The organism is Rhodoferax ferrireducens, from assembly GCF_049302455.1.
Classification (GTDB): Bacteria; Pseudomonadota; Gammaproteobacteria; order Burkholderiales; family Burkholderiaceae_C; genus Rhodoferax; species Rhodoferax ferrireducens_B.
In genome coordinates this window covers 1-17986 of sequence record NZ_JBAQMD010000024.1, presented here as the reverse complement: position 1 = coordinate 17986, position 17986 = coordinate 1, and the positions used below count along the sequence as shown (strand labels likewise).

Below are 17986 nucleotides of genomic sequence, written 5' to 3'. Positions count from 1 at the left end.
AGAAGATGGCCGGAAGGGTCGGCAACTGCCAGTTGCCGGTGCCAGATAATTACAAATTCGCAGAACCCGTTGGCATGGCGACGATCGTGCCCTGCGCGACCGCACACAGCTTTTCCTTGCCGTCCTGGACCACAAACACATCGCAACGACAGACCGCCTGGGATTTGCCAGTATGGACGGCGTGGGCCCGCGCCATCAGGCGCTCACCGACGGCCGGGCGCAGATAGTTGATCTTGAACTCGGAGGTGACAACCGGCACGCCCAAGGCGGTGCCGCCTGCGTAGGTCAGTGCATTGTCCGCCGCATAGCTGACAACGCCACCGTGCACAAAGCCGTGTTGCTGGCGGATATTGTCGCTCACCGGCACATGCAGTTCGCACTGCCCCGGCGCCAGGCTGTGCAGCTCAGCGCCGATCAGCACGCTGAAAGGCTGGGAGGCCAGCACCGCCTGACCCATGGCAAGAAAGGCTTCAGGGGACACGTGAGTAGTCATGTACGTGGTTCTTTCTGCAACGGCGGTTCAATTGAGGACAGAGCTTGCCCGCTGCGTGAAGCTACCGTCTGTCCCGCAACGTTTTACAACACTTCAAAAATGCCTGCCGCGCCCATGCCGCCGCCAATACACATGGTGACGCAAACGCGTTTGGCACCACGGCGCTTGCCCTCGATCAGGGCGTGGCCGGTCAGGCGCTGACCACTGACGCCGTAGGGGTGGCCCACGGCAATGGCGCCGCCGTTGACGTTCAGCCGGTCATTCGGAATGCCAAGCCGGTCGCGGCAGTAAATCACCTGCACCGCAAAGGCTTCATTGAGCTCCCACAGGTCGATGTCGTCCATCTTCAAACCCAGGCGCGCCAGCACTTTCGGGATGGCAAACACAGGGCCGATGCCCATCTCGTCCGGCTCACAACCGGCGACAGCAAAGCCAAGGAAACGACCCAGCGGCTTGAGACCTTTTTTCGCGGCGATGGACTCGTGCATCACCACGACAGCGCCACCCCCGTCGGAAAACTGGCTGGCATTGCCGGCGGTAATCAGGCCACCCGGCACGGCCGAGCGCAGGCCGCTGATGCCCTCCTTGGTGGTACCCGCGCGAATACCTTCGTCCTGGCTGACCGTGACTTTTTTGGTCGTCAGACCCATCACTTTGTCGGCCACGCCCATGATGACGCTAATCGGGGCAATCTCGTCGTTGAAGAGGCCCGCGGCCAGTGCGGCCGTGGCACGCTGCTGGCTGGCAGCGCCGTACTCGTCCATCGCGTCGCGGCTGATGTTGTAACGCTTGGCGACGATCTCTGCCGTTTGCAGCATGTTGAGGTAAACCTCGGGCTTGTTTTTCACCAGCCAAGGATCGGTCAGCATGTGCTGGTTCATCTCTTGCTGGACGCAGGAGATGGCTTCCACGCCACCGGCGACAAAAATATCGCCCTCGCCCGCGATGATGCGTTGCGAAGCCAGCGCAATGGTTTGCAAACCGGAGGAACAAAAACGATTGACCGTCATGCCCGGCACGGTCACCGGGCAACCAGCGCGCAGGGCGATCTGACGCGCGATATTGGCGCCAGTGGCACCTTCGGGTGTGGCACAGCCCATGAGGACGTCTTCGACCTCAGCGGCCTCAATGCCGGCGCGCTTGATGGCATGTTCGACGGCGTGGCCGCCCAGCGTGGCGCCATGGGTCATGTTGAAAGAACCCTTCCAGCTCTTGGCGAGCGGCGTGCGGGCGGTGGAAACGATTACGGCTGCAGTCATTTTGATTTCCTAAAGTGTTGGGGACAGAGTTGGCCCACTTCGTGTGGCGACGGTCTGTCCCGCAAGTTTTCAATTAAACGTTTTGCCTTCAGCCGCCAGTTTGGCCAGCAAGGGCGCAGGCTGCCAGAACTTGGCATCGTCGAGCGGGTTCTTGGCAAAGCGGTGCATGGCTTGCACCACATTGAACAGACCCACCTCATCGGCATAGTTCATCGGGCCGCCGCGCCAAATGGGGAAACCGTAGCCCATCAGATACACCATGTCGATGTCGCTGGCTTTGGACGCAATGCCTTCTTCCAGAATGTGCGCGGCCTCATTGACCAGCGAATAGACCAGGCGCTGCACGATCTCTTCATCCGAAATCTTGCGCGGGGTGATGCCCAGTGCGGCGCGATGGTCTTCAATCATCTTGACGACTTCGGCATTCGGAATGGCATCGCGTTTGCCAGCCACATAGTCATACCAGCCCGCACCGGTCTTCTGGCCAAAGCGGCCTTTTTCGCACAACAAATCAGCGGTCTTGCTGTACTTCATGTCGGGTTTTTCAAGGTAGCGGCGCTTACGGATGGCCCAGCCAATGTCGTTGCCCGCCAGGTCACCCATGCGGAACGGGCCCATGGCGAAGCCAAACTTCTCCACCGCCTTGTCAACCTGCGCCGGGGTGCAACCCTCGTCCAGCAAAAAGCCACCCTGGCGGCCATATTGCTCGATCATGCGGTTGCCAATGAAACCGTCGCACACGCCCGATACCACGGCCGTCTTCTTGATCTTTTTCGCCAGCGCCATCACCATGGCCAGCACGTCCTTGGCCGTTTTCTCACCGCGTATCACTTCAAGCAGCTTCATCACATTGGCCGGGCTGAAGAAGTGCATGCCGACCACGTCTTGCGGGCGCTTGGTGAACGATGCGATTTTGTTCACATCCAGCGTGGAGGTGTTGGACGCCAGGATCGCGCCCGGCTTCATCACCCGATCAAGTTCCTTGAACACGGCCTCTTTCACGCCAATTTCTTCAAACACGGCTTCAATGACCATGTCCGCGTCTTTGAGGTCGTCGTAGCTCAATGTGGTACTCAGCAGGCTCATGCGCTGCTCGTATTTGTCCTGTTTGAGTTTGCCTTTTTTGACCTGGGCTTCGTAATTCTTGCGAATGGTGGCAATGCCGCGGTCCAGCGCCTCTTGCTTCATTTCCAGCATCTTCACCGCAATGCCGGCGTTGAGGAAATTCATCGAGATACCGCCGCCCATCGTGCCGGCACCAATGATCGCTACTGAGTTGATCGCGCGTTGCGGCGTGTCCGCGGGCACATCCGGGATCTTGGAGGCTGCACGCTGGGCCATGAAGATGTGCCGCAGGGCGCGACACTCGGGAGTCCACATCAGGTTGATGAAGCTCTCGCGCTCAAACGCCATGCCTGCGTCGAACTTGCGCTTGGTGGCTGCTTCGACGACATCCACGCATTTGAGCGGCGCCGGGAAATTTTTGGACATGCCGCCCACCATATTGCGGGCGAACTGGAAATAAGCATCACCTTGCGGGTGTTTGCAAGGCAGGTTGCGCACCAGTGGCAGCGGCCGCGTTTCGGCGACCGAGCGCGCATAGAGCAGTGCCTCTTCAGCCAGGGATTCGTTCGAGGTGGCCATTTTGTTGAACAACTGTTGCCCCGGCAGCATCGCCAGCAACTCGCTTTTGACTGGCTCACCACTGACAATCATGTTCAATGCCGGCTCGACCCCGAGCGCACGCGGCAGACGCTGCGTACCGCCAGCGCCCGGCACCAAGCCCAATTTAACCTCGGGCAGCGCAACGCTACACCCAGGCGCGGCAATACGGTAATGACAACCCAGGGCCAGTTCCAGCCCGCCGCCCATGCAGACCGAGTGAATAGCGGCAATGACCGGTTTGCTCGAATTTTCAATCGTCAGAATGACGCTCAGCAGGTTGGGTTCCTGCAAGGCCGTTGGGCTGCCAAACTCCTTGATGTCGGCGCCGCCCGAGAACGCTTTGCCCGCGCCGGTGATGACAATCGCTTTCACGGCCCCATCGGCATTGGCCTTGGCCAGACCATCGGTGAGTGCCAATCGTGTGGCATAGCCCAGTCCATTGACGGGTGGGTTATTGAGCGTCAGTACGGCGATGTCGCCATGCACTTTGTAGTCAGCGGTCATGCTTGCATTCCTCGGAAATAAAAATAGAACGATCGTGCGATTAATTGCAAGGGGCAACTATACCCACGAGTGCACTTCGGGTTTGTCACAGGTGGGACAAGGCTTTCAGACCTCCAGCCATTCCTTGCGGGTGTAGCTGTCTTTGCGCAATTCATCCGGGGTGCCGCTGAAAACAATACTGCCGTGGCCCATGACCAGACAGCGATCAGAAATATCCATCGCAATGGTCAATTTCTGTTCAATCAGCAACACCGAAATACCCCGTTTCTTGAGCTCCTTAAGGTAGTGCGCCACCAGTTCAACAATTTTTGGCGCCAGGCCTTCAGTGGGCTCGTCAATGATGATCAGATCAGGGTCCCCCATCAGGGACCGGCACAGCGTGAGCATCTGTTGCTCGCCACCCGACATCACCCCGGCGAGCATGTTTTGCCGCTCCTTGAGCCGGGGAAACATCTGGTACATGTCATCGAGTGACCAGCGCCCCGCTTTACGGGCACTTTTTTGACCCAGGTATAAATTTTGTTCCACCGTCAGATTGGGAAAAATATCACGGCTTTCGGGCACGTAGCCAAGACCCAGATGCGCAATTTCAAAGGTCTTCTTTCCCAATAGCTCCTGCCCGCGCCACAGCAGGGAACCCTCGCAATCAACCAGGCCCATGATGGCTTTGGCGGTAGTGGACCGGCCGGACCCGTTGCGCCCTAACAGCGAGACGATTTCGCCCGCCGACACACCAAAATGAACACCGTGCAGCACATGGCTCTTGCCATAAAAGGCATGAAGATTTTCTATTTTCAGCATGCCTGCTGCCCCCCTGCCTGCAAGTCGGCCACTGAAGAGCCAAGATAGGCCTCTTGCACCAGCGGGTTGGCGCGCACGGCCTCGGGTGTGTCGTAGGCCAGTAATTCGCCGTAAACCACCACGGCGATCTTGTCGGCCAGGCCAAACACCACACCCATATCGTGTTCCACCGTCAAAAGGGTTTTACCAACCGTCACCTCCTTGATCAACTTGATGAAGCGGCTGGTCTCTGACTTGCTCATCCCGGCGGTCGGTTCATCGAGCAGGATGACGTTGGCGCCACCCGCAATGGTGATACCGATTTCGAGCGCACGCTGCTCGGCGTAGGTCAGGTTGATGGCCAGCACATCATGTTTTTTATCCAGCTTGACCATTTTCATCAATTCATCGGCTCGCTCATTGGCGTCGTCCAGGTCGGCCAGAAACTTCAGAAAGGTGTACCTGTAGCCCAGACTCCACAGCACGCCGCAGCGCAAATTCTCGAACACACTAAGCTTGGGAAAAATATTGGTGATCTGAAAACTGCGGCTCAAACCCATGCGGTTGATCTCAAACGGTTTTTTCCCATTCAGGCGTTGACCGTTAAGAAGTACATCGCCGCTGGTGGGTTCAAAGCGGCCACTGATCAGGTTGAACAAGGTCGATTTGCCAGCGCCATTCGGGCCAATAATGCCGACCCGCTCGCCCTGCGGCACCGCCAGATTAATGCCACGAATGATGGCCGTCTTGCCAAAACTCTTGCGCAAGTCCTTTAATTCCAGGGCAAAGGTCATAGCGATTCCATCCGTTTGATTTCCTTTTCGATACTCTCCTGAATCTGCCCCCACTCGCGTGCGAACTGTCGGCGGCAGATTTCAAACAGGCCCAAACCGGTCAACATCACAAACCCGGAGCCAAACCAACTGTTGAGACTCTTCGAGTTCAAAGTGCCTCCCAGGAAGGTCAATTCAGGCCCGAGTGCCGAGTTGAGCTGCAGGTGATAGACCATCTCGATCATCGCGGCCGCACCCAGCAGCACGACCAGTGCCGTCAGACCCAACGCAAGATAGCTGACCCAGAGTTTTCGCAGGTGACCAAATTTAGCCACGCGCAGATTCATCATCAGCAAGGAGGCGACGCCACCCGGCGCGTACATCACCATGAACAGGAAAACCAGGCCCAGGTACAAAAGCCATGCCTTGGTGAATTCGGACAACAGCACAAACGCCAGCACCATCAGAATGGCGCCAATGATCGGTCCGAAGAAGAAGGTCGCGCCGCCCAGAAAGGTAAACAGCAGGTAGGCGCCCGAGCGATAACCACTGACCACCTCCGAGGTGACAATTTCAAAATTCAGGGCTGCCAGACCGCCCGAGATGCCGGCAAAAAAAGCCGCAATGATGAAAGCGATGTAGCGTACCTTCTGGGTGTCATAGCCCACAAATTCCACCCGTTCGGGGTTGTCACGCACGGCGTTGAGCATGCGCCCCAGCGGCGTGCGTGTAAACGCAAACATCAGGCCGGTACAGATAAAAGTGTAGACGGCAATCAGGTAATACAACTCGATCTGGGGCCCGTAGCTGATGCCAAAGGTCTTGGCACCCGCCACACGGTTGCCAGATACACCGCCTTCACCGCCAAAAAATTCCGGAAACATCAAGGACATGGCCCACACCAGCTCGCCAATGCCCAGCGTGATCATGGCAAACGGCGTTGCTGCTTTCTTGGTTGTGACCCAGCCCAACAAGATGGCAACCGCCATACTGGCCAGGCCACCCGCAATGGGAACCAGACTCACCGGCAAGGGCCATCCACCACTGACCTGATTTAGGGTGTGAATGGCCAGAAACGAGCCCATGCCCGAATAAACCGCATGGCCGAAACTCAACATGCCACCCTGCCCCAGCAGGATGTTGTAGCTCAGGCAAACAATGATGGCAATGCCCATCTGGCTCAGCATGGTCTGGCTCAGACTGCTGGTAAACAACAGAGGCGCCGTCAGCAAAACCAGGGCAAACAGCGTCCAGATAACAACACGACCGACATTAAACGGCTTGAACTGATAAACCTTGCTACTCATGGATCAGCCCTCCCGCGTGCCAAGAAGACCCTTGGGCCGAAAAATAAGGATGAGCACCAAAAACAGATACGGCAAGATAGGCGCTACCTGGCTGAGCTTGAGCTTCCACAACGCATAGCCGAATGTTGAGGGCGTCAGTGTCACCCCAACCGTCTGCAGCGCCGACATCAGGGACGCATCAATGGCCACCGCAAAAGTCTGCAAGACACCAATGAGTATGGAGGCCAGAAACGCACCGGCCAAGGAGCCCATGCCGCCAACCACGACCACCACAAAGATGACACCGCCCACCGAAAATGCCATGCTCGGCTCCGTCACATAGGCATTGCCTCCAATCACACCCGCCAGGCCCGCCAGCGCACAGCCACCACCAAAAACCAGCATGAAGACCCGCGGCACGTTATGCCCCAAGGCCTCCACCATCTCCGGGTGCGTCAGGGCCGCCTGAATCACCAGACCGATCCGCGTGCGGGTGAGCAACAGCCAGATGGCCATCAACATCAATAACGCGACACCCATCATGAAACCACGGTACATCGGAAATTGGGTGCCGAAAAGGGTAAACAGGGGGCCATCCAGCGCCACCGGCACCCGGTAGTCCACCGAGCTGCGTCCCCACACCAGTTGCACCAATTCCAGAATGATGTAACTCAGGCCAAAGGTGATCAACAGTTCAGGGACGTGCCCAAACTTGTGAACCCGGCGCAGGAAATATTTTTCAAACGCAGCGCCCACCAGGCCGACCAACACAGGCGCCACCAGCAGGGCCGCCCAGAATCCAATCAGCGAAGTGACCGTGTACGCGAAATAAGCGCCCAACATGTAAAAGGAAGCATGGGCGAAATTGAGAACGCCCATCATGCTGAAGATCAGCGTCAGCCCGGAACTCAGCATGAACAGCAGCATGCCGTAACTGATGCCGTTCAGCAGTGAAATGGTATAGAACTCCATGCAGTACCCGTGAAGTAGTGAACAAAAGCCAACGCAACAAACGTGCAGGGCTGATACAAAAAAAACCGGCCATCAAGCGCCGGCAATGAACGCCAGGGTAACGACCAAGGTCACCCTGGGTTCAGATGTTGGCCGGTTTTAGCCTGGGCGTTTCATCTGGCAACTGGTGGGTGTGCTGGCCACATACGCCTCAATGTATTTGACCGGCGCAAAGGTGTAGCCGGTTTTTTCTGCACTGTAGGGGTTCTTTTTGTCCACTTTTTGCCATTTGGAGATGTACAAGCCCTGCTGCATCTGGTGATCTGATTTGCGCATCTCGGAATCTCCGTTGAAGCCCTGGAACTTCAGCCCTTCCATCGCGGCGGCCACCTTGACCGGGTCGGTGGACTTTGCCTTGGCCATGCCTTCACTCAAAAGCACGAGGCCGTTGTAGATGGAGAAAGTGTAGAAGTCGTCGCCAAACTTCTTCTGGAAGTCGTTCGCCAGTTTGCCCATGGCCCCCGTGTAATTGGAATGGTTGTACGCGATCTGATAGACCTCGCCCTCACCGCCGGCGGCCAGCGCGGTGGGTGTGCCCGACACGCCGGCATAGTAGGTATACATCGGCAGCTTGAGGCCGGAGTCGTTCAATGCCTTGACGAACAGCGTCAGGTCCTGCCCCCAATTGCCGGTCACGATGGTGTCGGCACCCGATGCCTTGATCTTGGCGACATAGGGCGAAAAATCCTTGACCTGACCCATGGGCACCAGATCATCGCCGACCATCTGGGCATCGGGCCGCTTGCGGGTCATACCTTCCTTGAAATACTTGCTGACCTGTTGGCCGTGTGAGTAATTCTGGTTGAGCAAGTACACTTTTTTGACTTCGGGCTTGTCTTTCATGAAGCTGGTCAATGCCTCCATCTTCTGCGACGTGTCTGCATCCAGCCGGAAGTGCCAATAATTGCATTTCTCGTTGGTCAACGCCGGATCCACCGCTGAATAATTCAGGTAGACCACTTCCTTGCCGGGGTTGCGCTCGTTGTGCTTGGCGACTGCATCGGACAAGGCAAGCGCCGCGCCGGACCCGTTTCCCTGCGCGATGTAGCGAAAGCCCTGGTCAACCGCTGCTTTGAAGGTGTTGAGCGCTTCTTGTGGCGACCCTTTGCTGTCCATGCCGATTATTTCGAACTTCACACCTGCCGGGTTCCTGACGCCGTTGCCTGGGTCGGCCAGAAATTGCCAGTTTTTCAACTGGTTCTGGCCCACGTTGGCCATCGGCCCGGACAGGCCCTCGATCATGGCAATTTTGACCGTCTCACCTTTTTGGGCAAGTGCACCGCTGACGCATAACACAGCGGTCGTGGCAGCAACAATTTTCATAGCAAATGTCATTCAAAATCTCCTAGAAATATGTAATCGTCGGAAAGTGATTCTGCGCTGCACCACGACCAAATTCCAGCATCGCTTATCGCCCATGCGACTCGCAACGCATGATCACAAAGGTGAGCATTGCCAAGAAGCGGCAAAGCTCAACCGTACGAGAAAGCGTCAAAGTGCCATAGCGCGAAAAGCTTAGCCCGGGCGCTTCATCTGGCAGCTGGTTGGCGTGCTCGCAATGAAAGCGTCCATCTGCTTGACCGGCGCAAAGGTGTAGCCGGTGTTCTCAACGCTGTAAGGGTTTTTCTTGTCTACTTTTTGCCACTTGGTCACAAACATGGACTGCTGCAACTGGTGATCGGATTTGCGCATTTGCACTTCACCGGCAAAGCTCTTGACCGTCAAGCCCTCCAGCGCAGCTGCTACCTTGACCGGGTCGCTGGACTTGGCTTTGGCCATCGCGGCCGCCATCAGGTTGATGCCGTTGTATGTCGCGTAGGTATAGTAATCGTCGTTGAATTTTTGCTTGAAATCCTCAGCGATTTTGCCGATTTCACCGGGCTGGTTGGCGTGGCCATAGGCAATCACATAAACCTCGCTGTCGCCGCCAGCCGCCAATGCGGTTGGTGTACCGGTGACCTGCGCGTAGTAGGTATACATGGGAATTTTGAGACCCGCGTCATTGAGCGCCTTGACCAGCAGCGTCAAATCCGCACCCCAGTTGCCGGTCACGATAGCATCGGCGCCGGCTTGCTTGATCTTGGCAACATAAGGCGAAAAGTCCTTGACCTGACCGATCGGAGTCAGATCGTCGCCGACGATTTTCACGTCGGGACGCTTGCGGGCAATATCTTCCTTGAAATACTTGGACACCTGCTGGCCGTGCGAGTAGTTCTGGTTCATCAAATACACTTTTTTGACGCTCGGCTGGTCCTTCATGAAAGCGGTCAAGGCCTCCATCTTCATCGTGGTATCGGCGTCCAGACGGAAATGCCAGTAGTCGCATTTGTCGTTGGTCAAGGCCGGATCGACGGCGGCGTAATTGAGATACACCACTTCCTTGCCCGGATTGCGCGCATTGTGCTTGGACACGGCATCAGAAATCGCCAGACCGGCGCCTGAGCCGTTGCCCTGGGTCACATAGCGAAAGCCCTGGTCGATGGCGGCCTTGAGTGAGTTCAGACTTTCCTGGGGAGACCCCTTGTTGTCAAAACCTGTGACTTCAAACTTCACGCCAGCCGGGTTCTTGGCGCCGCTCAGGCGCTCTGCCACAAACTGCCAGCTTTTGAGCTGATTTTGACCCACATTGGCAAACGGGCCGGACAGCGGATCAATAAAAGCGATTTTGACGGTTGATCCAGCCTGGGCCAACGCACCACCGGCGCACAGAGCAGCCACCGTGGCAGCGACAACATTCCTGACCAATTTCATATAAGAATCTCCTGGGTTTTGATACATCAACACCCGTCCAGCGTACAAGCATTTGTGGCTTGCCCCATGAGGGATTTCCCGTACGATGAATCACCCAGGCGACACGGCTCGACTCAGGCTTCAAGCATCCGGCAGCTTGTAATCCTTGAGCAACTCACGCAATTTGCTCTTCTGCATCTTGCCGGTGCCACCGAGCGGAATCGCGTCAACAAACACGACGTCGTCCGGTATCTGCCATTTGGCGCATTTGCCCTCATAAAAAGCAAGAAGTTCGTCACGCGAGACCTCCGCGCCCGGCTTCTTCATCACGGCGATGATGGGCCGCTCATCCCACTTGGGATGCTTCATGCCGATGCAGGCCGCCATCGCCACGGCGGGGTGCGCCATGGCAACGTTCTCGACATCAATGGAGCTGATCCACTCGCCCCCGGACTTGATGACGTCTTTGCTCCGGTCGGTGATCTGCATATAGCCATCGGCATCAATGGTGGCGACGTCACCGGTCGGGAACCAGCCGTCTACCAGTGGGGAGCCGCCCTCCCCTTTGAAATAGTCACTGATGATCCAGGGGCCCTTGACCATCAGGTCACCGTACGCCTTGCCATCCCAAGGCAACTCATCCCCGTTGCCGTCCACAATTTTCATGTCCACGCCAAAAATGCCGCGTCCCTGCTTGAGCCGGACCTTCATTTTTTCCTCTGGCGTCATCGTCAGATGCTTGTTCTTGAGGGTGCAAACCGTGCCCAGGGGCGACACTTCCGTCATGCCCCAGGCATGCTGTACCTCCACACCATAGAGGTCATTGAACGCCGTGATCATGGCCGGCGGGCAGGCCGAGCCACCGATGACAGTGCGCTTGAGTGTGCTGAAACGCAGACCGCCGCTGTGCATGTGACTGAGCATCATCTGCCACACGGTGGGAACACCGGCCGCAAACGACACGCGTTCGCTCTCGATCAATTCAAAGATGGACTTTCCGTCCATGGCCGGCCCCGGAAACACCAGTTTGGCCCCCGTCATAGCCGCTGAATACGGCAGGCCCCAGGCATTGACGTGGAACATGGGCACCACGGGCAACACCGTATCACGCGCGCTCATGTTCAAGGCATCTGGCAAAGCGCCGGCAAACGCGTGCAGCATGGTGGATCGATGGCTGTACAGGGCTGCTTTGGGGTTGCCGGTGGTGCCGCTGGTGTAGCACATGCTGGACGCCGAATTTTCATCAAATGAGGGCCACTGGTAAATGCTCGATTGGGCGCCAATCCAGGCTTCATAGCTGATCAGGCCGGGAATGCCGCTGTCGGCAGGCAGTTTGTCGGCGTCACACATCGCCACAAAGTGTTTGATGGTGGTGCAACGGCTGTGGATGGCTTTGACAATGGGCACAAAGCTCATGTCAAAACACAGCACGGAATCTTCGGCGTGGTTGGCAATCCAGACAATCTGGTCCGGGTGCAGGCGCGGATTGAGCGTATGCAGCACACGACCCGAACCGCTCACGCCAAAATACATTTCCAGGTGGCGGTAGCCATTCCAGGCGAGTGTGGCCACCCGGTCGCTGAAGGGCAGCTTCATGCCATCCAGCGCATTGGCAACCTGGCGTGAACGCGACGCAATATCCTTGTAGGTGCAGCGATGAATATCGCCTTCCACCCGCCGCGACACGATTTCACCCTCGCCATGGTGGCGCTGCGCAAACTCGATCAGCGACGAAATCAACAACTGGTGGTTTTGCATCAACCCGAGCATGAAATTTCTCCTGTAAATTGGTCTATGGGTCCACTCGCATGGTACTGCGGTTTCCAATCAAGTTAACACCGTGACGCCATGCGACGCTGGCATTGCCAGCTTCGCATTTCATAGCATCCACGCTGCGTCTGCAACTGGAGTCTGACGTCCATGGCGGACGTATGCAAAACTTGTCACGTACGCGACAAGTTGTCATTGAGCTGACAATTGATCTGTGTTTACCCTTACCCATGTTTCCCAGCACCGCCTCATCAACTTCACGCTTTCTTGCCGCGCAACCCTGGTTCGCCGGCTTGCCGCGTTTGACTCAAATACGGGTCGATGAAAGCCTCTTGCGCACGACCGCAAGACGTGGCGATGTGATGCTGCAGGCCAATGCGAAGGTAGAGGGCTGCTACGCGGTTCTGTCGGGCCTGATCAAGGTACAGACCGTTCCCGTGAAGGGGCGGTCATCCAGTTTTCTGGGTGTGGCGTGCGGCGAATGGTTTGGGGAAGGCTCGGCACTGAAGACCGAGCCGCGCAGGTATGAAGTCATTGCGTTGCGCGATACCGAGTTGTTGTGCCTGCCGCTGGCCGAATTTGACCACCTGCGCGCGACCAGCATTGAGTTCAACCAGTTTCTGGTGAGCCAGTTAAATCTTCGGGTGAGTCAGGCCATGGCGCTCATCGAAGCCAGCCGTCTGCGCACGCCCGAGCAGCGTGTCGCGCTGTCCCTGAGCCGCCAGTTCTGGAGCCGGACCCGCAAACTTGGCCTGTCACAGGACGAACTGGCCAGTCTGGTCGGGGTATCGCGTCAGACCGCCAACCGGGCTTTGCAGGCATTGGCACAACGTGGGCTGGTGACACTTGAATTCGGGCGCGTGGATATTGTCGACGACGACGCACTGACACGCTTCATCTTTTCAGCGCCCGAAAATCCATCGGATTGACCTGACAGTTGAACCGGGCGCAGCTTGGCGCGTGGATAACCCTGCGGACTTTGTGCAACGCCGTACTGCGAGACAATTCGGCCATGACCATGGCCACACAAAACTTGACGGCGCTCGATGTGGGATTAGCCTGGCGCAACAGCTTCGCCCAGTTGGGCAAAAGCTTTTACACGCCGCTGGCGCCCTGGCCGCTGCCCGCGCCTTACTGGGTGGGCCGCAGCACCTCGACGGCCCGTGAGTTGGGTCTCAATGAGTCGTGGCTGGATTCACCAGAACTGCTGCAGGTGCTTACCGGCAACCAGCCGATGGCAGGCACACAGCCACTGGCCAGCGTCTACAGCGGTCATCAATTTGGCCAGTGGGCGGGACAACTCGGTGATGGCCGCGCTATTTTGCTGGGGGAAACCGGCGGCCTGGAGGTGCAACTGAAGGGGTCCGGGTTGACACCCTACTCCCGCATGGGCGACGGGCGTGCCGTGTTGCGCTCCAGCATCCGCGAATTCTTGTGCAGCGAGGCCATGCAGGGCCTGGGCATTGCCACGTCGCGCGCCCTGTGTGTCGTCGGCTCGGATGCGCCGATACGGCGCGAAACTGTTGAGACCGCAGCGGTGGTGACGCGGGTGGCGCCCAGCTTCATCCGGTTTGGCCACTTTGAGCATTTTTCCCATCATGGCCAGCATGCGCAACTCAAGGTCCTGGCCGACTATGTCATTGACCGGTTTTACCCGGCGTGCCGCGCAAGCGACAAATTCGCAGGCAACCCGTACGCAGCCTTGCTGGAGGCGGTGAGTGAACGCACGGCGGCACTGGTCGCACAGTGGCAGGCGGTGGGCTTTTGCCATGGCGTCTTGAACACCGACAACATGAGCATTCTGGGTCTGACCATCGACTACGGGCCGTTTCAATTTCTGGATGCATTCAACCCCGGCCACGTCTGCAACCACTCGGACCAGGAAGGCCGCTACGCGTTCGACAAGCAACCCAACATCGCCTACTGGAACCTGTTTTGTCTGGGGCAGGCTCTGCTTCCCCTGATCGGTGAACAGGAGCTCGCCATCGCCGCGCTGGAGTCCTACAAGACCGTATTTCCTGCCGCATTCGAGCGCCGGATGTTTGCCAAGCTCGGTCTGATCGATGCCAGTGACAGCACGGCCACTGCCGACCGGGCACTGCTGCAGGACATCCTGCAACTGCTGGCCAAGGAGCAGGTTGACTACACCATCTTCTGGCGGCGATTGAGCCATTGCAACGCCGATACGGACGCTCAAACGGTCCGGGACTTGTTTGTTGACCGATCCGCCGCGGACGCGTGTTTGCTACGCTATTCAGAGCGGCTTGAGCATATTCCACGGGGGCTAGCGGCTGATTTGATGCTTAAAACAAATCCGAAATTTGTACTCCGCAACTATTTGGGCGAACAAGCTATCCAGGCCGCAAAACTAAAAGACTTTTCTCAAGTCGAAACCTTGCTGATGCTGCTTGAATCACCCTTTGAGGAACATCCGGGTTTTGATAAATACGCCGATTTCCCACCCGACTGGGCCGGCGGCATCGAAATCAGTTGCAGCTCTTGACTGAACCGTTTCACAGTGGGCTCGCGGTGACAGATGTACCTGAGCCCTCATCAGGCAAAAAATACCATGACCTACAAAATTGAAAAAACCGACGCCCAGTGGCAGGCCCTGCTGGCGGCCAAAGGCGCCGAGCCGTTGGCGTTTGAAGTCACTCGCCATGAAGCCACGGAGCGCGCCTACACCGGCCGGCTCGAAGGCAACCAGGCGGCGGGCATCTACAGCTGTATTTGCTGCGACAAACCCCTGTTTGACTCCAGTACCAAGTTTGAATCCCATTGCGGCTGGCCGAGCTATTTTCAGCCCATCGACAAGGCGGCCGTGGCAACCAAAGTGGATGGCAGGATGGGGATGCAACGCACCGAGGTGCATTGCCCCGATTGCGGCGCGCATCTGGGCCATGTGTTTCAGGACGGCCCGGCCCCGACCGGCTTGCGCTACTGCATGAACTCAGCTTCGTTAAAATTCACCCCACATGAAAATACTGATTGATTTCTTCCCCATCCTGCTGTTTTTTGGCGCTTACAAGGCCTATGACATTTATATCGGCACTGGCGTCCTGATGGCGGCCACCTTGATTCAAATGGGCCTGATCTACACGCTGGACCGCAAACTGACGGTCATGCACAAGATCACGCTGGCCCTGATACTGGTCTTTGGCACCTTGACCCTGGTATTGCACGACGAACGTTTTATCAAGTGGAAACCTACTGTCTTGTACGCCGCCATGGCGATTGGTTTGGCGCTGGCAGTGTGGGTGTGGAAGAAAAATTTCCTCAAGCTGCTGCTGGGCAGCCAGATGGAATTGCCGGACGCGGTGTGGATGCGGCTCAATTTGGTCTGGGTCGTGTATTGCGTCTTCATGTCGCTCATCAATGCCTACGTGGCGGCCTACTACAGCACGGAAGCCTGGGTCAATTTCAAGCTCTGGGGCTACGCGTTTCCCCTGGTCTTTATCGTCGCCCAGGGTTTCTATATTTCGCGCTACCTCAAGACCGATGAACCCAAGGCCTGAACCCATTGACCCCACCAACCACCATGACCGCCGCCGCCCTCTCCACAGCCCCCACCGCACAGCAGCTTGAACAACGTTTGCGCGACACCCTGCAACCCAGCGCGCTGGAGGTGATCGACGAAAGCTGTCAGCACCACGGCCATGCCGGTGCCAACGGCAGCGGTTTTGGCACTCATTTTCGGGTGCGCATCACTTCACACTTATTTACCGGCAAGTCAATCGTGATGCGACACCGCCTTGTGTATGATGCGCTGCACGATTTCATGGCACGCGGCTTGCACGCCCTGGCCATTGAAGCCCAGGCGCCAACTGCTTGATCTTTTTTAAACTTTGTTAACCAGGGATCCCGAATGAAAATGAAATGTCTTTCCGCCATCGCCGCGGCCGCACTCCTGAGCACGCTGGCACCGGCGGTATCGGCGCAAAACGTGGCCATCGTCAACGGCAAGGCAGTGCCCACCGCACGCGTGGACGCGCTCGCCCAGCAAGTGGCCCGCTCGGGCCGCCCGATCACACCTGAAATGCAGGGGCAATTGAAAGAAGAAGTGATTGCACGTGAAATCTTCATGCAAGAGGCCAAAAAACAGGGTCTTGACACCACGGAAGACTTCAGAACCCAGATGGACCTGGCACGCCAAACGCTGCTGATCCGGGAACTCTTTGCCAACTATCAAAAAACCAGTCCCGTCACCGATGCGGACATCCAGGCCGAGTACGACAAGTTCGCAGCCGCCAACAGTGGCAAGGAATACCGTGCCCGTCACATCCTGGTTGAAAAAGAAGACCAGGCCAAAGCCATCATCGCCCAGTTGAAAAAGGGTGGGAAATTTGACGAAATCGCCAAGAAGTCCAGCAAGGACCCGGGCTCCGGTGCCAACGGCGGCGACCTCGACTGGGCCAACCCCAGCAACTACGTGCCTGAATTCTCAGAAGCCCTGATCAAGCTGACCAAGGGCCAGACGACCGAGACGCCCGTCAAGTCACAGTTTGGCTACCACATCATCCGCCTGGACGATGTGCGCGATGCCCAACTGCCAAAATTTGACGATGTCAAACCGCAAATTGCACAGCAACTGCAGCAGCAAAAAATGGCCAAATACCAGGAAGAACTGCGCGCCAAGGCCAAAGTCGAATAGGCCCCGCAAGCACCTTAAAAGAAAAGCGGCCGAGGCCGCTTTTTTTACGGCCACTGGGGTTTTACCAAGCTGTTGGCCCAAGAAATCACGGAACCCCAACTGGCTACTCACTAAGCCGGACATAGGTGGCCAGCAAGGTGCTTTTGTTGACCACGCCCAGCAAGACCGGCGAGGCCAGGCTGTCGATCACGGGCAAGCGTTCACCGCGGTGATCCATGAAGCGTTGCAGCGCTTCGGCCAGCGTCATGTCCGACGTCAGTGGTGTGACTTCATCCGCCAGCAAATCAGCTGCACATTTTTGCGCCAGGTCGCTGACGCCCGCAGCCGCGCCGAGTTTTTTCAGAGGAACCACGCCAAGAAACCGGTCCAGCGTGTCGGTGACATAGAGGTATTTAACGGGGTATTGCAGAAACAGCTGGCTCATCGCTTCCAGGCCTGCATCCGGGTGCACCACGGTCCGTGCCGGCTGCACCAGATCGCGCATGTGCAGGGTGCGCAGACGTAGCTGTTCGTCGCGCTTGGTCATGCGAAGCAGGGTGATGTCATACATCGAACCCGCGTTGGCCGACCGGGCCACAAAGTAAGCCACCACGCAGGCGGTCATCAGGGGCAGCATCACCTGGTAGCTCAGTGTCATCTCAAAGATCATCAGGATGGCCATCAGCGGTGCCTGGGTAGCACCTGCCAGAAACGCTCCCATGCCCACGATGGCGTAGGCGAAGGGCGCCGAAGTGGTCTGAGGCCAAAGCACCTGGACCGCCTGGCCGAAAACGTCGCCCATCATGCAGCCAAAAAACAGGGCTGGCGTAAACACCCCGCCGACGGCCCCCGAACCCACGGTAGACAGGGTAGCAATCGCCTTGGCTACCAGCAACAACAGCAATGCCGTGATCGACCATGGTGAATGCAGGACCGAATTCACCACGCTGTACCCGTTGCCCCAGACCTCGGGCCACCAGAGCGAGATCAGCCCGACCACCAAGCCACCCAAAGCCAGACGCAGCGGCAATGGCAGGCTCAGACGTTCAAAAATTCGGCGACTGGAACTCAAGCCGCGCAAAAAC

Annotated in this window: 17 protein-coding genes; 6 read left to right on the top strand and 11 right to left on the bottom strand. The window is 57.4% G+C overall.

From position 1 onward, the window contains the following. Nucleotides 1-49: 49 nt before the first annotated feature. The 10 genes from WA157_RS03730 to WA157_RS03685 form a co-directional block, all read right to left on the bottom strand. Nucleotides 50-493, bottom strand: a complete 444-nt coding sequence (locus WA157_RS03730) for a PaaI family thioesterase (protein WP_422619679.1) — start codon at nt 491-493, stop codon at nt 50-52. An 83-nt stretch (nt 494-576) separates the two neighbouring features. Next, on the bottom strand, nt 577-1752 hold the full coding sequence (locus WA157_RS03725; protein ID WP_422619678.1) for an acetyl-CoA C-acyltransferase: 1176 nt from the start codon (nt 1750-1752) through the stop codon (nt 577-579). Nucleotides 1753-1821: 69 nt separating this feature from the next. Beyond that, nucleotides 1822-3921, bottom strand: coding sequence for a 3-hydroxyacyl-CoA dehydrogenase NAD-binding domain-containing protein (locus WA157_RS03720; RefSeq protein ID WP_422619677.1), 2100 nt, complete (start codon nt 3919-3921; stop codon nt 1822-1824). A 105-nt stretch (nt 3922-4026) separates the two neighbouring features. After that, the gene (locus WA157_RS03715; RefSeq protein WP_422619676.1) at nt 4027-4722 is read right to left on the bottom strand and encodes an ABC transporter ATP-binding protein; all 696 of its coding nucleotides are present in this window, start codon (nt 4720-4722) and stop codon (nt 4027-4029) included. Further along, complete coding sequence (locus WA157_RS03710; protein WP_422619675.1) at nt 4716-5495, bottom strand: ABC transporter ATP-binding protein; 780 nt, start codon at nt 5493-5495, stop codon at nt 4716-4718. Before WA157_RS03710 ends, WA157_RS03715 begins: the two co-directional genes overlap by 7 nt. Next, complete coding sequence (locus tag WA157_RS03705) at nt 5492-6781, bottom strand: branched-chain amino acid ABC transporter permease (protein WP_011464674.1); 1290 nt, start codon at nt 6779-6781, stop codon at nt 5492-5494. Before WA157_RS03705 ends, WA157_RS03710 begins: the two co-directional genes overlap by 4 nt. A 3-nt stretch (nt 6782-6784) precedes the next feature. After that, entirely contained in the window at nt 6785-7732 is a 948-nt protein-coding gene (locus tag WA157_RS03700; RefSeq protein ID WP_011464675.1) for a branched-chain amino acid ABC transporter permease, read from the bottom strand. Between the two features lie 138 nt (nt 7733-7870). Continuing rightward, entirely contained in the window at nt 7871-9106 is a 1236-nt protein-coding gene (locus WA157_RS03695; protein ID WP_422619674.1) for a branched-chain amino acid ABC transporter substrate-binding protein, read from the bottom strand. A 180-nt stretch (nt 9107-9286) separates the two neighbouring features. Continuing rightward, a complete protein-coding gene (locus WA157_RS03690) occupies nt 9287-10522 on the bottom strand; it encodes a branched-chain amino acid ABC transporter substrate-binding protein (protein WP_422619673.1) in 1236 nt (411 codons plus the stop codon). 120 nt (nt 10523-10642) lie between these two features. After that, nucleotides 10643-12271, bottom strand: coding sequence for a 3-(methylthio)propionyl-CoA ligase (locus WA157_RS03685; protein ID WP_422619672.1), 1629 nt, complete (start codon nt 12269-12271; stop codon nt 10643-10645). A 230-nt stretch (nt 12272-12501) separates the two neighbouring features. On the opposite strand from WA157_RS03685, the gene WA157_RS03680 reads away from it, so the two are divergent. From WA157_RS03680 to WA157_RS03655, 6 genes are all read left to right on the top strand, one after another. Continuing rightward, on the top strand, nt 12502-13200 hold the full coding sequence (locus WA157_RS03680; RefSeq protein WP_422619671.1) for a Crp/Fnr family transcriptional regulator: 699 nt from the start codon (nt 12502-12504) through the stop codon (nt 13198-13200). An 83-nt stretch (nt 13201-13283) separates the two neighbouring features. Beyond that, the gene (locus tag WA157_RS03675; RefSeq protein WP_422619670.1) at nt 13284-14774 is read left to right on the top strand and encodes a protein adenylyltransferase SelO; all 1491 of its coding nucleotides are present in this window, start codon (nt 13284-13286) and stop codon (nt 14772-14774) included. 66 nt (nt 14775-14840) lie between these two features. After that, nucleotides 14841-15263 carry a peptide-methionine (R)-S-oxide reductase MsrB gene (gene msrB / locus WA157_RS03670; RefSeq protein ID WP_422619669.1) on the top strand — a complete coding sequence of 141 codons (423 nt, stop codon included), beginning with the start codon at nt 14841-14843 and terminating at the stop codon, nt 15261-15263. Next, nucleotides 15247-15786 carry a septation protein A gene (locus WA157_RS03665; protein ID WP_422619668.1) on the top strand — a complete coding sequence of 180 codons (540 nt, stop codon included), beginning with the start codon at nt 15247-15249 and terminating at the stop codon, nt 15784-15786. Before msrB ends, WA157_RS03665 begins: the two co-directional genes overlap by 17 nt. Before the next feature lie 23 nt (nt 15787-15809). After that, entirely contained in the window at nt 15810-16103 is a 294-nt protein-coding gene (locus WA157_RS03660) for a BolA family protein (RefSeq protein ID WP_422619667.1), read from the top strand. Nucleotides 16104-16136: 33 nt separating this feature from the next. Beyond that, nucleotides 16137-16922, top strand: a complete 786-nt coding sequence (locus WA157_RS03655) for a peptidylprolyl isomerase (protein WP_422619666.1) — start codon at nt 16137-16139, stop codon at nt 16920-16922. A gap of 103 nt (nt 16923-17025) precedes the next feature. On the opposite strand, the gene WA157_RS03650 is transcribed toward WA157_RS03655, so the two are convergent. Beyond that, on the bottom strand, nt 17026-17986 hold a 961-nt coding region (locus tag WA157_RS03650; protein WP_422619665.1), incomplete at its 5' end, for a chloride channel protein.

Excerpts from the sequence above, each read along its gene's own strand:
- msrB (WP_422619669.1), top strand. The coding sequence starts at position 14,841 with ATGACCTACAAAATTGAAAAAACCGACGCCCAGTGGCAGGCCCTGCTG.
- WA157_RS03655 (WP_422619666.1), top strand. The coding sequence starts at position 16,137 with ATGAAAATGAAATGTCTTTCCGCCATCGCCGCGGCCGCACTCCTGAGC.
- WA157_RS03700 (WP_011464675.1), bottom strand. The coding sequence starts at position 7,732 with ATGGAGTTCTATACCATTTCACTGCTGAACGGCATCAGTTACGGCATG.
- WA157_RS03665 (WP_422619668.1), top strand. The coding sequence starts at position 15,247 with ATGAAAATACTGATTGATTTCTTCCCCATCCTGCTGTTTTTTGGCGCT.
- WA157_RS03660 (WP_422619667.1), top strand. The coding sequence starts at position 15,810 with ATGACCGCCGCCGCCCTCTCCACAGCCCCCACCGCACAGCAGCTTGAA.
- WA157_RS03695 (WP_422619674.1), bottom strand. The coding sequence starts at position 9,106 with ATGACATTTGCTATGAAAATTGTTGCTGCCACGACCGCTGTGTTATGC.
- WA157_RS03730 (WP_422619679.1), bottom strand. The coding sequence starts at position 493 with ATGACTACTCACGTGTCCCCTGAAGCCTTTCTTGCCATGGGTCAGGCG.
- WA157_RS03675 (WP_422619670.1), top strand. The coding sequence starts at position 13,284 with ATGACCATGGCCACACAAAACTTGACGGCGCTCGATGTGGGATTAGCC.
- WA157_RS03705 (WP_011464674.1), bottom strand. The coding sequence starts at position 6,781 with ATGAGTAGCAAGGTTTATCAGTTCAAGCCGTTTAATGTCGGTCGTGTT.
- WA157_RS03715 (WP_422619676.1), bottom strand. The coding sequence starts at position 4,722 with ATGCTGAAAATAGAAAATCTTCATGCCTTTTATGGCAAGAGCCATGTG.
- WA157_RS03725 (WP_422619678.1), bottom strand. The coding sequence starts at position 1,752 with ATGACTGCAGCCGTAATCGTTTCCACCGCCCGCACGCCGCTCGCCAAG.
- WA157_RS03680 (WP_422619671.1), top strand. The coding sequence starts at position 12,502 with ATGTTTCCCAGCACCGCCTCATCAACTTCACGCTTTCTTGCCGCGCAA.
- WA157_RS03685 (WP_422619672.1), bottom strand. The coding sequence starts at position 12,271 with ATGCTCGGGTTGATGCAAAACCACCAGTTGTTGATTTCGTCGCTGATC.
- WA157_RS03690 (WP_422619673.1), bottom strand. The coding sequence starts at position 10,522 with ATGAAATTGGTCAGGAATGTTGTCGCTGCCACGGTGGCTGCTCTGTGC.
- WA157_RS03710 (WP_422619675.1), bottom strand. The coding sequence starts at position 5,495 with ATGACCTTTGCCCTGGAATTAAAGGACTTGCGCAAGAGTTTTGGCAAG.
- WA157_RS03720 (WP_422619677.1), bottom strand. The coding sequence starts at position 3,921 with ATGACCGCTGACTACAAAGTGCATGGCGACATCGCCGTACTGACGCTC.